The sequence below is a fragment of the Rhizobium sp. PvP014 genome (assembly GCF_017876855.1).
GTDB lineage: Bacteria > Pseudomonadota > Alphaproteobacteria > Rhizobiales > Rhizobiaceae > Neorhizobium > Neorhizobium soli.
Map to the genome: position 1 here is coordinate 3,469,239 of NZ_JAGIOT010000002.1, position 15,755 is coordinate 3,484,993.

Genomic DNA, 15,755 nt, shown 5'->3' on the forward strand with positions numbered 1-15,755 from the left:
AAATGTTCCCTTCCTGTCATTATCGTGTTACCAGCCCTCGCCAACTTCCAAGCAATTGTTGCCGGAACGTCGGGACGTATTCACGGTCCTGAGCGGTCCCGCATTTTTAAGATCGAAGGAATTGGCAATGGCTCGTATTATAGAAACGCCGACCGGTCTCGACGCCCTCACATTCGATGACGTGCTGCTGCAGCCGGGGCATTCCGAAGTCCTGCCGGGCCAGACCAGCGTCGCCACGCGCATTGCCACTGATTTCGAGCTGAACATCCCGATCATCTCGTCGGCCATGGACACCGTCACCGAAAGCCGCCTTGCCATCGCGATGGCGCAGGCCGGTGGTCTTGGCGTCATCCACAAGAACCTGACGCCGGTCGAGCAGGCCGAACAGGTCCGCCAGGTGAAGAAGTTCGAAAGCGGCATGGTCGTCAACCCGGTCACGATCGGCCCGGATGCAACGCTTGCCGATGCGCTGGCCCTGATGAAGACCTTCCACATTTCCGGCATTCCGGTCGTCGAAGCGTCTGGCCGTCTGGTCGGCATCCTAACCAACCGCGACGTGCGCTTTGCCTCGGATCCGGCCCAGAAGATCCACGAGCTGATGACCCATCAGGGCCTCATCACCGTCAAGGAAAACGTCGACCAGCAGGAGGCCAAGCGCCTGCTGCATACCAACCGCATCGAAAAGCTGCTGGTCATCGATGGCGAAGGCCGCTGCGTCGGTCTCATCACCGTCAAGGATATCGAAAAGTCGCAGCTCAACCCGCATGCCTCCAAGGACATGCAGGGCCGCCTGCGCGCCGCGGCCGCGATCGGCGTCGGCGAGGATGGTTTTGAGCGTGCCGAGCGGCTGATCGAAGCCGGCGTCGACCTTCTGGTCGTCGATACCGCGCATGGCCATTCGGCCCGCGTTCTCGAAGCCGTCACCCGCGTCAAGAAGCTGTCCAACCACGTCCGCGTCATGGCCGGCAACGTTGCCACCGCAAGCGGCACCAAGGCGTTGATCGATGCGGGCGCAGACGCCGTCAAGGTCGGTATCGGCCCTGGCTCCATCTGCACCACGCGTATCGTTGCGGGCGTCGGCGTTCCCCAGCTCGCCGCCATTATGTCGGCGGTCGAAGCAGCGCAGGCGCAGGACATTCCGGTCATTGCCGATGGCGGCATCAAGTTCTCCGGCGACGTCGCCAAGGCGATCGCATCCGGCGCGTCGGCCGTGATGATCGGCTCGCTGCTCGCCGGCACCGATGAAAGCCCCGGCGAAGTCTATCTCTACCAGGGCCGCTCGTTCAAAGCCTATCGCGGCATGGGTTCCGTCGGTGCCATGGCCCGCGGTTCCGCCGACCGTTACTTCCAGGCTGAAGTCCGCGACACCCTGAAGCTGGTGCCGGAAGGCATCGAAGGCCAGGTGCCCTACAAGGGTCCGGTTTCCGGCGTCATCCATCAGCTCGCAGGCGGCCTGAAAGCTGCCATGGGCTATGTCGGCGGCAAGGACATCAAGGACTTCCAGGAAAAGGCGACCTTCGTTCGCATCTCCGGTGCTGGCCTGCGCGAAAGCCATCCGCATGACGTGACGATCACCCGCGAAAGCCCGAACTATCCGGGCTCCGGCGCCTGAACGTAGCGACGTCCAAAACAACAGGGCCGGGCAAAGTAGCCCGGCCCTTTTTATTTCTTGCCCCCAGTATCCGCCAGCACAAATTTTGATATCTTCTCGTCGTCGATAAAGATCGACTTAAGGGGAGACTTTCGTGAAGAGAACAGTTCTTGCTGCGGTGCTTCTGGGCGCCGCTTTCATTGCGCCTGCCCAGGCGCAGACCGTCAAGGCCGGCGCGTACACGGTTGAGGGCACCAATCTGGACGGATCCGCCTATGACGGCACCGCCACCATCAAGCTGACCAGCGAGACGACCTGTGCCATCGTCTGGAAGACGGGTTCGGGCAAGAAGGCTACGTCGAACGGCATCTGCATGCTCTATGAGAACGCTTTTGCCGCAGGTTACGTGCTGGATGGCGAAGTCGGCCTCGTCGTCTACGAGGTACGCGATGATGGCGTGCTGGAAGGTGCCTGGACGATTTCCGGCCAGGACGGATCCGGCACCGAAACCCTGACGCCGCGGTAGTCCAAGTCTGTGTAAGGAGGGCCGTCGGCCCGTTGTCGGCGGCCTTTCCTTCGTCTATGCATTCTTATGACGACAGGAGGATCAATGCTTTCCACCAATGCAACGCTCTGGCCGATGATCGCGCATGTCGCGCTCGTCTTCTGTCTCTACTGGATGCTGTCGAAGAAACGCGTTGCCGCCGTAAGGTCCGGCCGCGTCGAGGTAGCGCAGTTTCGCGAGAACCTGCAGGAACCGGCGGAAAGCCTGCTGGTCCACAACAACATCAAGAACCAGTTTGAACTGCCGGTGCTGTTTCACGTCGTCTGCCTGGTGCTTTATGCATCGACCGCAGACAACTGGGGCACGGTGGCACTCTCCTGGCTCTTCGTCGCCTCCCGCTATGCCCATGCCTATGTGCATGTGACCAGCAATCGCCTGCGCTATCGCCGGCCGCTGTTTATGCTGGGCTTTTTCACGCTGGGCGCGCTCTGGGTCTGGCAGGCCGTGTGGCTTGCCCTCAACTGAAGGCAGGCGACGTTCTTGTCTGCATTACCAGCCGGGCATCACCGAACCGCGCGACCGCACCATGCGCGGAAACGCCTTGGTGTCGGCATCGAGATCATCAGGCACCACGGCCGGCGAGATATTGTCGAGGCAGGCGGTGATGTGGTCGGTGATGGCGTTCATCAGCGACGGTGAGACCCCCGGCCGCTTCATCAGGCCGATCTGCACGGGTGGCAGCGGCGGAAAACCGTCGGCAGCCGTCAGAACCTTCATGCCGGGCCGCAGCGCCGATTCCGGCAGGACGGAGACAGCCATGCCGGCAAGCACGGCCGCCGCAACGACGGTCGACGACCAGCTGGTAAACAGGACCTGATATTCGCGGCCTGACGCATCCAGCGCCGAACAGGAAAGCTGGCGCCAGAGGCAGTCACGCCGACCGACCGCAAGCGGCACCGGAGCGTCGTCCTTCAGCGTGTGGTTGGCTGAACCCACCCAGCACAAAGGCTCGGTGCGAACCACGTCGGAGATCCGCTGACGCGGGTTGTGTGTGACGAGCGCGATATCCAGCTCTCCGCGCGCCATCTTCTCGGCAAGGCTGACCGAGGGTTCGCAGACGATGTAGAGCTCCACATTGGGATGCGTCTTCGCAAACCGTCCGATGATCTCGGGCATGTAGCGGTCCGCGTAATCGTCCGGCGTGCCGATCCGGATCGAACCTTCCAGGCGGTTATCGTCGAAGGCGGCGATCGCCTCGTTATTGAGTCTGATGATGCGCCTTGCGTAATTCATCAGCTTTTCGCCCTCGGCCGTCACCCGGTTGCCGCGCCCGTCCTTGGCAAACAGCTGCTTGCCGATCCGTTCTTCCAGCCGGCGCATCTGCATGGACACCGCCGACTGGGTCTTGAACACCCGATCGGCCGCCTTGGTGAAACTGCCGGTGTCGATGATGGCGATGAACGTGTGTAGCTGATCGATGTCGAGCGGTGCGGACATGCAGGCCTCCAGATGAACGTCATTCATAAGAGCGATTGATGCATATCATTAGAAACATTCGTTGGACTGATCAATAGATTTTCCCGCATAAACACGATGCAAAATCAGAACCAGCGAAGGCCTCCTCCCGGATGCCTTCACAAAGGGCAACCTTTCCGCAAAGCCGTTGTGGAAGGGGTGAGCCTCTCCGTGCCTTACGAAAGGATGATCCGATGAGCACGACCAACTACGGAACCGAACTGAAGCTTTACCGTGCAGCAGCGAAGACCAGCTTTGCAGCGCAGATCATGCTTCGAACGAAATCCGTATGGCGCGCTCTTCGAAATCGCTTCGAGGCCAATTCCCTTCACGACCTCGACGATTACCAGCTCGAAGATATCGGCATTACACGCCACGATGTGGTGAAGGCGCTCGATCGTTCGGGCGTTCTGGATGACCCGTCGCGGCTTCTGACGCGTGCCGCCCGCGAGCATGCGCGTACACGCTTCAAGCGGCTCTAGCGAGCCTCAAGTTTCCCCGCAGGGCGATTGCCAATAGCCCTGCCTTTGCCCGGCCGGTTTATCCGCGCCGGGCTTTTTCGTTCAAGTGACTTTTTCGTTCAGGGCTTGGCCGCTTTTCCAGTGCCGAAGTAACCGTCGAACATCGTCTCCAGGCTCTTCTGGTAGCCTTTATTCGCCTCGACGCCGCTGTCGAACATCCGGTTGACGAGATCCGCATAGGTTTGGGCAGCGCCCGGAGCGGTGGCGGAAGGCTGCGGCTGCTCTGGCTTTTCCAAGCCCCACATCGCCCGCATCGCCTGTGCAAAGGGATTGTCCAAGGGATTGCTCGTCGCGTCCGGATTCGGTGCCGCCTTGTCAAAACCCATCGCGGTCATCCACTGCTTCTGCATCGTCTCCAGCGCCGGGCCGAACGTATCGCCGCCGGCCGGAAACTGGGTCGCGAAAGGCGCGCCCATCTGCCCGGTAAACTGTTTGAAGAAGCCGCCCATCAGCGTATTGGCCATGCCAGGCATCATCTTCTCGATGATGTCCTGGCCGATGCCGGTAAACTTCTCCACCTGCGCGGCGACTGCACGGGATACCTCTTTTGAGCCGAACACCTTCTCCAGAACGGCATTGCCGTCGGCTGTGCCCTGCGGCGTGAAAGCCTTGCCCATATCCTCGAAATATTTGCCATAGGCGCCGGAAAACACGGTGCTCATCAGGTCAGAAAGGTCGTAAGGGTTTGCAGACTTGCGCTTGAAGCCGGAGGAAAAGGCGGGCATCAACGCCGCCATTGCTTCAGAAACCTGTTCCTGGGCAAGATTGAACTGCTTGGCGAAGGCCTCCATGGATGCGCCGCCGCCCTGGCCCCCTCCGGCCTTCATCATCATCTCGAACAATGGCAGCATGGGCATCCTTTCCGGCATGGGTGACACACCCACTATAGCCGGAAAGGCAAAGCCTGAAAGCGGATTATGGAGCAGCGAATGCTCCTGCTCAGTAAGCGTAGTCCTTGAACGCCGGCTCGACCGAGCCTTCCCAGCGCCCGTTGAACAGCGCCAGCATTTCGTCGGCAAGCGTTGCCTTCTTCACCAGAATTTCTTCCAGCGGACGGAGGAAAATCGTCTCGTCGTCGCCCTCGGCATTCTTGCGCGCGCGGGCCTTGAGGCCGGCCTTGGAGATCAGCACGCTCTCGCGGGCGATATCGAGAACCGACACGCCACGGATCTCTGCAGAAAGCCCCTTTGATGGAACGGTGTCGCGCATCTGGACGACGTCTTCGAACGTCCAGTCCTTCGTCAGTTCCTGCGCATCCGCAAGCGCCGTGTCGTCATAGAGCAGACCGACCCAGAAGGCGGGAAGCGCCGAGATGCGATCGAGCGGACCGCCGTCGGCACCGCGCATTTCCAGGAACTTCTTCAGCCGCACGTCCGGGAACAGCGTGGAAAGATGGTTGATCCAGTCGCCCATCGTCGGCTGCCAGTCGTCGACCGTACCCTTCAGCACGCCATCCATGAACTGCCGGAAGGTGATGTTGGTACAGTCGTGATACTTGCCGTTGCGCACGATGAAATACATCGGCACGTCGAGCGCCCACTCTGCGTAGTCGGCATAGCCGAAATCGGAGTTGAACACGAAGGGCAGCACGCCGGAGCGGCTGTTGTCGGTGTCGCGCCAGATGTCGCCCCGCCAGGAGGATAGTCCGTTCGGCTTTCCCTCGGTAAACGGCGATGCCGCAAACAGCGCGGTCGCGATCGACTGCAGCTTCATCGACACCCGCATCTTCGCGGCCATGTCTTCCTCGGACGAGAAGTCGAGGTTCACCTGGATCGTGCAGGTGCGGTACATCATGTCGAGACCCTTGCTGCCGACCTTCGGCATGAAGCGGGTCATGATGTCGTAACGGGATTTCGGCATGCGCGGCGTTTCTTCGCGCGTCCATTTGGGGCTGCCGCCGATGCCGAGAAAGCCGATGCCCATCGGCTCGGCAATTTCCTTGACGAGCGCGATATGCTGCTCGGCCTCGGCCGCCACTTCATGCAGTGTTTCAAGGGGCGCCCCCGAAAGCTCGAACTGGCCGCCGGGCTCGATCGAGATCGCGCCCATGCCAGATTGTTCGCCAAGCCCGATGATGTTCCCGCCATCGGTGATCGGCTCCCAGCCCAGCCGTTCCTGCATGCCATTCAGCAGCGCGGAAATGCTGGCTTCACCGGCATAGGGCACGGGCGAATGATCGGCTTTGAAGAAGACGAACTTTTCGTGCTCGGTCCCGATCCGGAATTTTTCCTTCGGTCGCGGTCCCTCGGCCATGTAGCTGGAAAGCTCGGCCACCGAAGAAAGCGGGGTCTGGTCGGTGGTGTCGCGGGCCATGAAAACTACCTTGTTCGGAGTGCCGTATTTAGAGAGCGAACGTCCGGCTGAGTGGACCGGAATGATGTGCGGTGCAAGTGAATTTCTTTCAACGCTGGTTTAGAAAAACAGGCAGCTGTGTGTCAAATCTGTCGCGCCGGTTGGGAGCATGTTTAACGCCAGTCGCCGATCGAAGCCTGGACCACGGCAAGTGCTGCAACCGCTGCGGTATCGGCCCTCAGGATACGCGGTCCGAGCGGAATGGCACTGACGAATGGCAGCGAACGCAGACGCGCCCGTTCTTCTTCGGAAAACCCGCCTTCCGGGCCAACCAGCAGCGCCAGCTTGGTCTCCTCGATCTTCGACAGGATCGTCAGCGGGTTCTGTCCCTCATCGCCCTCGTCGCAAAAGATGATGCGCCGGTCGGAGGGCCAGTGGTCGAGGACATCGCCGAGTTTCTTCGGCGGAAGCACCTGCGGGACTGACAATATGCCGCACTGTTCGGCAGCTTCGATCACGTTCGCCTGCAGCCGTTCCATGCTGGTGATCTTGCCCTGCACATGCTGCGTCATGACAGGCTGAAGCGTGCCGGCGCCCATTTCGACCGCCTTCTGCACCAGATAGTCCAGCCGTCCCACCTTCAGCGGCGCAAACAGGTAATGCAGGTCTGGTGCCGGCGGTTGCGGGCGCACCTGCTGGATCGGCTCAAGCGCGATCTTCTTGCGGCTCGGAAAGATGAGTTTCGCCAGCCATTCGCCGTCGCGCCCATTGAACGCCAGGATCTCGGCACCCTCAGTCAGGCGCAGCACATTGGCGAGATAGTTGAAATGCTCCGCTCCCACCTCCGGGCGCTCGGCCGTCGCAAGAGGGGCGTCGATGAAGAGGCGCTGTATCCGGAAATTGGCACGCATAGAAAAACTCTCAAAACTCAGACGAACAGCGCGAAGATAACCGTCGCAACCAGCGCTGCAAGCGCAGCCGATGCCGGCAGCGTAATCATCCAGGCGGCGATGATCGACAGGAAATGCGAGCGGCGCACCAGAAAACGGCGTTTCACCTCGTTCTCGTCGTGTTCGTGCTCCTGACCGACATCCGGATCTTTGCCGGCCCTGACCCGCATATACTCGTAACGGCGGCGTGAATGGCGCGTGTACCATTCGCGGAAAAACCCGACGCCGAACACGGCGCCGACCGCAATATGCGTGGAAGACACAGGCAGACCGACCCAGGACGCGACGATCACCGTCAGCGCCGTCGAAGACGAGACGCAATAGGCGCGCATCGGATTGAGCTTGGTGATCTCGGCACCCACCAGCCGCACCAGTTTCGGCCCGTAGAGCAAAAGGCCGAGCGAGATACCAAGGCCGCCGATCACCAGCTCCCACAGCGGTATGCCGACAGGTGCGGACATGCCGCCGCGTTGCGCTGCCGCAACGATCGCTGCCAGCGGACCAATCGCGTTCGACACGTCATTCGCCCCATGCGCGAACGACATCAGCGCCGCGGCAAACACCAGCGGAATGCGAAACAGCTTGCGCAGCGACTGGTTGCGGTTCTCCAGCCCGCGCGACTGCCTGGCGATGACCGGAATGACCAGCCGCCAGACGGCAAGACCCGTGACCAGCGTGATGGCGGTCGCGGTTAACTTCGAAACAGCCATCAGCTGCCCGAGACCGACAAGCGAGAGGTAGCCCGCAAAAGCGCCCGCCATCAGGCCGATCAGGATCGGCACCCAGATCCGGGCAGAAGCGATCTTGTCCTCGCGGTAGATGATCGTTTCCTTGATCAGGAACAGCAGGCCGGCGGCAATCGCGGCACCAAGGAGCGGCGACAGGACCCAGCTTGCGGTAATACCGCCGACGGTCGCCCAGTTGATTGCCGAAAAACCAGCCGCCGCGATGCCTGCACCCATCACGCTGCCGACGATCGAATGGGTGGTGGAGATCGGCGCGCCGAGCCACGTTGCGACATTGATCAGCACGGCTGCGGAAAGCAGTGCCGCCATCATCGCCCAGATCATCACGTTCGGATCGGTGATTACGCCGGCACGCATGATGTTGTTGGCGATCGTACCGGCAACGCTGCCGCCGGCAATCACCGCGCCGGCGATTTCGAATACTGCCGCCAACGCCAGGCCGAACGCCATCGTCATCGCACGCGCGCCGACTGCCGCGCCGATATTGTTGGTAACGTCGTTGGCGCCGATATTCATCGCCATGTAGGCCGCAAGCGCGGAGGCCGCGATCACCACCACAGCACCCGGATGTCCGGTCACATAGGAAGCGGCAAAGATTGCCACCAGCACGATGAACAACAGCGCTGCACCGGGTGCTGCAAGCCCGCGCGACGTCTGGCGCGCGGCGTCTTCCACCGAGGAGAGCTTTTCGAGATCCTTGTCGAGCGTCGGCTTGGCCAGACGCGGCCGCGTTTGGCCCATCATTTATTCCAGTATACGATTTTGGTTGGTCGAGCGGACTGTCAGCCTGCGGCCTTGATCGGCACCGTTGAACGAAGCGGATCCATTTTTTCGGCAAACCGCAGGAAGAGAATTTTCAGTTCCGGCTCGTTGACGCGGTTGGCCGCTTCCTCGCAGGAGACCCATTCCAGCTTCCGGGATCCTTTTTCCGGAAAATTCTTCAGGCAATCGGCAACTTCCAGTGCGTGAACCTGCACGCGCACCAGCACTTTCAGGCCGCTGTCGAGGGTCTTGCGGTAGTGGAAAAAGCCAAGCGCGTCCTTCTCGACCTTACCCTTGACGCCCACTTCCTCGTAAGCCTCGCGTTCGGCTACCTGATGCGCCTTCTTGTCCTTCATCGGCCATCCCTTGGGAATGACCCAACGCCCCGTATCGCGGCTTGTGGCGACCAGAACTTCCAGCTGCGTCCGCTTCTTCGTCAGGCGATAGCACAACGCGGCATACTGCTGTCGCGCAGGGCGCTGCAGCATCAAACGAAGATTGCCGGTCAGTCGGTCCATCAAGCCCAATTTCGAAACGCCTCCAAAAAATGTATGTTGCTAATATAATGCTTGCGCCGGGCTTAACGAGCAAAAGAGGATTATTTTAGGAGAATCATCTCTAAAGGCGCATTCCCCATTCTGAAGCCGGCTACTGTTGCGTCAACGTCTATTTTGCGCGGACCGCGCTTTGTACGCTGATAATGTCGAGAGCGGATCTGTGGTTTATGCGTGGGCAACCCGCATTCGAGTTGATGTGCGACACCGTCATGGCATACGCTGTAACGAGATAGAGAAAGCCACGCGTTCTGAGGAGGAGGCCATGGCCGAGGCAATCGCATTCCTGCCGCCACGCGCGTCCGTCCTGTTGCGGCGGGATAACATCGTGACCGATCTTGCCCGTCTCGTACCGGCGGACTGTCTCATCCACGAAGAACGCGAACTCGCACCGTTCGAGACCGACGCCTTCATCTCCTATCGGCGCGTCCCGCTTGCCGTCGTCCTTCCACGCACCACGGCGCAGGTTGCGGCTGTGATGAAATACTGCCATCGCCACGCCATTCCGGTCGTTGCAAGGGGGGCGGGAACCTCGCTTTCGGGTGGGGCCATTCCGCAGGAGGATGCGGTCGTTCTGGGCCTTTCCAAGATGTCGCGGGTGCTGGAAGTGGACTACAGCAATCGCACCGCCACCGTGCAGGCCGGCGTCACCAATCTCAGCATTTCGGAGACGGTCGGCATCGACGGGTTTTTCTATGCGCCGGACCCGAGTTCGCAGCTCGCCTGCACGATCGGCGGCAATATCGGCATGAATTCCGGCGGCGCCCACTGCCTGAAATACGGCGTCACCACCAACAACCTGCTCGGCGTCCGGATGGTGCTTGTCGATGGCACGGTGATCGAGCTTGGCGGCAAGCATCTGGATGCCGCAGGTTACGATCTTCTCGGCCTCGTCTGCGGCTCGGAAGGCCAGCTCGGCATCGTCACCGAGGCGACGGTGCGCCTGATTGCCAAACCGGAGGGCGCGCGCCCGGTCCTGTTCGGGTTCGATAGCTCGGAAGAGGCGGGAGCCTGCGTCGCCGATATCATCGGCTCCGGCATCATTCCGGTGGCGATCGAGTTCATGGACAAACCGGCGATCGAGATCTGCGAGGCGTTCGCCAAGGCCGGCTATCCGCTGGATGTCGCAGCGCTCCTGATCGTCGAGGTGGAGGGGTCGGAAGCGGAGATGGACGCGACGCTCAAAGATATCGTCGAGATCGCCCGAAGGCATCAGGTCAAGACCGTGCGCGAATGCCAGTCGGCCACCGAGGCGGCGCTGATCTGGAAAGGCCGAAAATCGGCTTTCGGCGCCACCGGCCGCATCGCCGACTATATCTGCATGGATGGCACGGTGCCGCTCGGCAAACTCTCCTACGTGCTGGAAAAGACCGCCGAAATCGTCGAACGCTTCGGCCTGCGGGTGGCGAACGTGTTTCATGCAGGTGACGGCAACATGCATCCGCTGATCCTGTTCAATGCCAACGATCCCGAAGAAGCCATGAAGGCGGAGGAAGCCGGCAACGAGATCCTGAAGCTCTGCGTCGATGCCGGAGGCTGTCTCACCGGCGAGCATGGCGTCGGTATCGAGAAGCGCGACCTGATGCGGCATCAGTTTACCCAGCCCGAACTCGACCAGCAGATGGCAATCCGCTCAGCCTTCGACGAGCAATGGATACTGAACCCGTCCAAGGTGTTTCCGCTCGAGGGGCGCAGGTGAATTTCATGCCCACCAACACCATTCCTGAAGTGGGTGTCCTTTGCTGATACCCCATTCCGAAACCGATGCCGCCTATGTCATCCGCAGCGCCGTGGCCGATGGCCGGAAGTTCGCGCTCTGCGGCGGCAACACCCGCTCCGGCTTCGGCAATGCCACCGAGGGCGCAGAGGCCCTGTCATCACGCGGCCTGACCGGCATCGTCGATTACGATCCGGCCGAAATGGTGATGACCGTTAAGGCCGGCACACCCGTCGCCGAGGTGGAAGCGGCCCTTGCCGCAAACCGCCAGATGATGGCGTTCGAGCCCATGGATCACCGCGGCATCATGGGCACGTCAGGAGAGCCCACGATCGGCGGCGTGTTTGCCGCCAATGTCTCCGGTCCGCGTCGCTTCGTGGCAGGGGCGGCTAGGGACAGTCTTCTCGGCATCCGGTTCGTCAACGGCAGCGGCGAACTGCTGCGCGCGGGCGGGCGGGTGATGAAGAACGTTACCGGCCTCGATCTGGTCAAGCTTCTCGCCGCTTCGCACGGCACGCTGGGATTTCTGACTGAAGTGACCTTTCGCGTACTTCCGGTGCCGCAGACGGTGGAAACCATCGTCATCTCCGGCCTCGACGACGAGACCGCCGCCAAGGCGATGGCGGCCGCCATGGCGCTGCCGGTGGAGGTGTCCGGTGCCGCCCATCTGCCCCAGACCGTGCGAGCCCGGTTTAGCGATGGCGCCTTGCCCGAGAACGAAGCAACCGTGCTGCGTCTCGAAGGCCTCGCGGCCTCTGTCGCAGTGCGCGCCGAAAAGCTAGTCGCGGTGATGCAGGCCTTCGGCCCGGTCGTCAGGCTCGGCATGGACGAGAGCCTGCCGCTCTGGCGCGAGATCCGCGACGTCCACCCCTATGCCGACGGTGCCGGGCGGCCGCTCTGGCGCGTCTCGATGGCGCCGATGTCCGGCTGCCAGCTGGTCGCCGCTCTTCGCATGGAGGCGGGCGTCGATGCCTATTACGACTGGCAAGGCGGACTGGTCTGGATGCAGATGGAGGCAGATCCCGAAGCCGACTTCCTGCGCGGCTATATTCGCGCACTCGGCGGAGGCCATGCCACGCTCATCCGCGCCTCGAAATCCGCAAGAGCCGCGACCCCGTCATTCGAGCCGGTGCCGGATGCCGTGGCCGCACTCTCGGCCCGGGTCAAACAGAAACTCGACCCGGCCGGGATCTTCTCGCCGGGCAAGATGGGGTGGTGATCATGAGACTATCATCGGTATCGAGGTCCTGCGCCGCCTGCGGCAGGCGGGGCCAAGTTGACAGGGAAGAAGCGCACTGATGCAGACCTCCTTCACCCCCGAACAACTGCTCGACCCGCATGTGGCGGAATCCGAAAAGATCCTGCGCCGCTGTGTGCATTGCGGCTTCTGCACCGCCACCTGTCCCACCTATGTGACGCTGGGCGATGAGCTCGACAGCCCGCGCGGCCGCATCTATCTCATCAAGGACATGCTGGAAAACGATCGGGCGGCCGATGAGCAGGTCGTCACCCATATCGATCGCTGTCTGTCCTGCCTCTCCTGCGTCACCACGTGCCCCTCCGGCGTCGACTACATGCATCTGGTGGATCACGCCCGCATCCATATCGAAAACACCTACCGCCGGCCGCTTGCCGACCGGCTGATCCGCAGCCTGCTGGCCGCGGTCCTTTCCTATCCGGCACGGTTCAGGACGGCATTGTCGCTGGCAAGGCTCGGCCGGCCATTCGGCCCGCTGTTAAAGCGCATCAAGCCGCTTCGGCCCCTCGCAGCCATGCTGGAGCTCGCGCCGAGAGCCGCCCCACCGGCCGGATCAGCCCCCGCGATATCGCAGATGCCACAAGCGGAACGCCGCGGGCGGGTGGCGATCCTGTCGGGTTGCGCCCAGCCGGTGCTCGATCCTGGCATCAATGCCGCGACCCACAGGCTGCTGTCGCGCCTCGGCGTCGAGGTCGTGAGCCCGCAAGGCGAAGGCTGCTGCGGCGCTCTTGTGCATCACATGGGGCGCGAGGAACAGGCACTCGATTTCGCCCGCAGCAATGTCGATGTCTGGACCCGCGAAATCGAAACGGGCGGTCTCGATGCGATCATCATCACCACGTCCGGCTGCGGCACCACGATCAAGGATTACGGCCACATGCTTCGGCTCGATCCGGCTTATGCGGAAAAGGCGGCACGCGTCTCGGCGCTCGCAAAGGACATTACCGAATACCTGTTCACGCTTGATCTTGCCAAGCTAGAGCCGAAAAAGCTCACCGTCACCTATCATTCGGCCTGTTCGATGCAGCACGGCCAGAAGATCGTCGCCGCACCAAAGCAGCTTCTGAAGGCAGCAGGCTTTACCGTCCGCGATCCCGCAGAAGGCCACCTCTGCTGCGGATCGGCCGGGACCTACAATATCCTGCAGCCGGAAATTTCAGGCCAGTTGAAGGCGCGCAAGGTCAGGAATATTGAGGCGACGAAGCCGGACGTGATCGCAACAGGCAATATCGGCTGCATCACCCAGATCGCGTCTGGAACAGCCATCCCGATCGTCCACACGGTGGAACTGCTGGACTGGGCCTATGGCGGGCCCGAACCGGCAAAGCTCGCGAGAAAGGCAAAGGCACTCGTCTAGGCGAGGCTGGCCGATCTTACTCTCGAAGGCGACATCGTCGTCTGATTGCCGCCGGCACCGCCCACTCTCCACCCTCATCCCTGTGCTTGTCACAGGGAGTGAGCAGCGTCGCGTCCGCGATGCGGAAGAGTCTCTTCGGTCCGTTAACCTAGACCGACCGCATTCCTGTGACGCGCACAGGAATGCGAGAAGAGATGCATCCAGCCTAACAATCAGCCGCCGAAGATGGTGCGGAAAATGTCGAGGCCGCGGTCTTCGAAGGCGACATCGCCCGGTTTGCTGCCGGGGCCGATGACGACCACCTTGGAGCCGACAGCAGCGCGCGCGTAAAGATGCTCGACATCCTTGTTCATCATGCGGATGCAGCCGGACGAGAGGTTGAGGCCGATCGTCCAGGGCTGGTTGGTGCCGTGGATGCGGAAGATCGTGTCACGGCCGCCCTTGTAGAGATACATGGCGCGGGCGCCGAGCGGGTTTTCTGGGCCGCCCTGCATGACGACGGGCAGCTTGATGCCGCGGCGGGCCTCACGGGCGCGCATTTCGGCAGGGGGCGTCCAGGTCGGCCATTCCGACTTGCGGCCGATCGAAACCACGCCCGACCAGCCGAAGCCTTCGCGACCGACGCCGATCCCGTAACGGGTAGCGCGGTTGTTGCCCTCGACGTAGTAGAGAAACTTGTTGTTCGTATCGACGATGATCGTGCCCGGCGCCTCATTGGTGGCAAACCGCACCTTCCGGCGCTGGAATTTCTCCGGCACCGTGCGGTTGCGCACCGAAGGCGCCACGTCGCTCGCGGTCGTCTGCGGCCGCGCTCCGCTGGAGCTTTGCGCAAACGCAGACTGGGTCGAAGCATCGACTGCCAGAATCGAAACCATCATGCCGGCCACGGCAAACAGCATTTTACCCGATTTCATCCTTACCCCCTGGTATTTTCGTCTTGAACTGCAGGAAAACATGTCCCGACCCATCGCCTGCGGCAAGATGAGACGAGGTTAATATACACGGGCGCTCAACGATCGCCGAAGCCACCGTGGCCATATGGCCACAGCAGCCGCGGTGGCGCTTACATCACGATGACTTTGGTGCCGACATCAACACGACCGTAGAGGTCTGTCACGTCCTCGTTGCGCATGCGGATACAGCCGGAGGAGACGGCGCTGCCGATCGTCCAGGGCGCGTTGGTGCCGTGGATGCGGTAGAGCGTAGAGCCGAGATAGAGGGCACGGGCGCCGAGCGGGTTTTCCGGTCCGCCGTCCATGCGGGCGGGAAGATAGTGGCCCTTGGCGGCCTCGCGGCTGATCATTTCCTGCGGCGGGATCCAGCTCGGCCATTCGGCCTTGCGGGTCACCTTGTGTTCGCCGGCCCATTCGAAGCCCGGCTTGCCGACGCCGACGCCGTAGCGCCGTGCCTGGCCGTCCGCCATCACGAGATAGAGGAAGCGGTTGTTCGTATCGATGACGAGCGTGCCCGGCTTTTCCTTGGTGTCATAGGCCACCATCTGCGGCAGGAACTGCGGATCGATGCGGCTGCGTGCCGGCGCGTTGGGCCGCATGGCGACCTGTTGCGCTCTCGGCTGACCGCGATCGAATATGCCACGGCGCACCGGCCGCGGCTGGGCCTGCTCGCGGTAAACTACCCGCGGCTGTGCGGTCTGCTGCCGGTCGTTCTGCGGCTGGCGATATTGGCGCACGGTTGCTGCCGATCGTCCATTCGGTCCGGCAAGCTGCATCACCCACGGAGCGGCAAGATCCGGGCTGACGATGACCGGCGGGCGGTCGCCGTAGCGGTCGTTTGCCAAAGCTGTGTTGCAAAGCGCGGTCGTCAGGCCTAGGGCCAGAAGCAGGGTCTTCGTCGTCATCGGTTCCACGTCCACTCGTTTACGGATCTGGCGGCCATGGTGAATGGCACGTCAAAGCGTTTGGTAAACGGGTGGGGTGTTCGGCGCTGGAATTCGCATAAAGCTTTTGGCAGGGTTACCGGCCCGTGT

Annotated in this window: 15 protein-coding genes; 7 read left to right on the plus strand and 8 right to left on the minus strand. The window is 61.9% G+C overall.

Annotation, left to right across the window (positions count from 1 at the left end):
• The first annotated feature begins 127 nt into the window (after positions 1–127).
• The 3 genes from guaB (at position 128) to J3A65_RS21235 (ending at position 2,621) form a co-directional block, all read left to right on the plus strand.
• Positions 128–1,612: an IMP dehydrogenase gene (gene guaB, locus J3A65_RS21225; protein WP_209903243.1), complete on the plus strand. Its 1,485-nt coding sequence runs from the start codon at positions 128–130 to the stop codon at positions 1,610–1,612.
• 133 nt (positions 1,613–1,745) lie between these two features.
• Positions 1,746–2,117 (plus strand): hypothetical protein, encoded by a 372-nt coding sequence (locus J3A65_RS21230; protein ID WP_062453741.1) that lies wholly within the window; start codon positions 1,746–1,748, stop codon positions 2,115–2,117.
• Positions 2,118–2,201: 84 nt separating this feature from the next.
• The gene (locus J3A65_RS21235; protein WP_062453740.1) at positions 2,202–2,621 is read left to right on the plus strand and encodes an MAPEG family protein; all 420 of its coding nucleotides are present in this window, start codon (positions 2,202–2,204) and stop codon (positions 2,619–2,621) included.
• Between the two features lie 24 nt (positions 2,622–2,645).
• Here the strand turns inward: J3A65_RS21235 and J3A65_RS21240 are convergent, their stop codons facing one another.
• A complete protein-coding gene (locus J3A65_RS21240) occupies positions 2,646–3,593 on the minus strand; it encodes a LysR substrate-binding domain-containing protein (RefSeq protein ID WP_062580164.1) in 948 nt (315 codons plus the stop codon).
• 212 nt (positions 3,594–3,805) lie between these two features.
• Here J3A65_RS21240 and J3A65_RS21245 point away from each other — a divergent pair, with 212 nt between their 5' ends.
• A complete protein-coding gene (locus J3A65_RS21245) occupies positions 3,806–4,093 on the plus strand; it encodes a DUF1127 domain-containing protein (RefSeq protein ID WP_062453739.1) in 288 nt (95 codons plus the stop codon).
• 98 nt (positions 4,094–4,191) lie between these two features.
• Here the strand turns inward: J3A65_RS21245 and J3A65_RS21250 are convergent, their stop codons facing one another.
• From J3A65_RS21250 to J3A65_RS21270, 5 genes are all read right to left on the minus strand, one after another.
• Positions 4,192–4,983 (minus strand): DUF937 domain-containing protein, encoded by a 792-nt coding sequence (locus J3A65_RS21250; protein ID WP_209903245.1) that lies wholly within the window; start codon positions 4,981–4,983, stop codon positions 4,192–4,194.
• Between the two features lie 88 nt (positions 4,984–5,071).
• The gene (locus J3A65_RS21255; RefSeq protein WP_209903247.1) at positions 5,072–6,445 is read right to left on the minus strand and encodes a glutamate--cysteine ligase; all 1,374 of its coding nucleotides are present in this window, start codon (positions 6,443–6,445) and stop codon (positions 5,072–5,074) included.
• A 152-nt stretch (positions 6,446–6,597) separates the two neighbouring features.
• On the minus strand, positions 6,598–7,335 hold the full coding sequence (locus J3A65_RS21260) for a 16S rRNA (uracil(1498)-N(3))-methyltransferase (protein ID WP_209903249.1): 738 nt from the start codon (positions 7,333–7,335) through the stop codon (positions 6,598–6,600).
• 17 nt (positions 7,336–7,352) lie between these two features.
• Positions 7,353–8,861, minus strand: a complete 1,509-nt coding sequence (locus J3A65_RS21265) for an inorganic phosphate transporter (protein WP_209903664.1) — start codon at positions 8,859–8,861, stop codon at positions 7,353–7,355.
• Between the two features lie 41 nt (positions 8,862–8,902).
• Complete coding sequence (locus J3A65_RS21270) at positions 8,903–9,409, minus strand: NUDIX hydrolase (RefSeq protein ID WP_174195683.1); 507 nt, start codon at positions 9,407–9,409, stop codon at positions 8,903–8,905.
• Between the two features lie 292 nt (positions 9,410–9,701).
• Here J3A65_RS21270 and J3A65_RS21275 point away from each other — a divergent pair, with 292 nt between their 5' ends.
• The 3 genes from J3A65_RS21275 (at position 9,702) to glcF (ending at position 13,768) form a co-directional block, all read left to right on the plus strand.
• Positions 9,702–11,135 (plus strand): FAD-linked oxidase C-terminal domain-containing protein, encoded by a 1,434-nt coding sequence (locus tag J3A65_RS21275; protein ID WP_209903251.1) that lies wholly within the window; start codon positions 9,702–9,704, stop codon positions 11,133–11,135.
• A 40-nt stretch (positions 11,136–11,175) separates the two neighbouring features.
• On the plus strand, positions 11,176–12,372 hold the full coding sequence (locus J3A65_RS21280; RefSeq protein WP_209903253.1) for an FAD-binding protein: 1,197 nt from the start codon (positions 11,176–11,178) through the stop codon (positions 12,370–12,372).
• A 79-nt stretch (positions 12,373–12,451) separates the two neighbouring features.
• Positions 12,452–13,768, plus strand: a complete 1,317-nt coding sequence (glcF, locus tag J3A65_RS21285; protein WP_209903255.1) for a glycolate oxidase subunit GlcF — start codon at positions 12,452–12,454, stop codon at positions 13,766–13,768.
• 212 nt (positions 13,769–13,980) lie between these two features.
• On the opposite strand, the gene J3A65_RS21290 is transcribed toward glcF, so the two are convergent.
• Positions 13,981–14,682 carry a L,D-transpeptidase gene (locus J3A65_RS21290; protein WP_245341604.1) on the minus strand — a complete coding sequence of 234 codons (702 nt, stop codon included), beginning with the start codon at positions 14,680–14,682 and terminating at the stop codon, positions 13,981–13,983.
• A 149-nt stretch (positions 14,683–14,831) separates the two neighbouring features.
• Positions 14,832–15,626, minus strand: coding sequence for a L,D-transpeptidase (locus J3A65_RS21295; protein WP_209903257.1), 795 nt, complete (start codon positions 15,624–15,626; stop codon positions 14,832–14,834).
• Between the last annotated feature and the right edge of the window lie 129 nt (positions 15,627–15,755).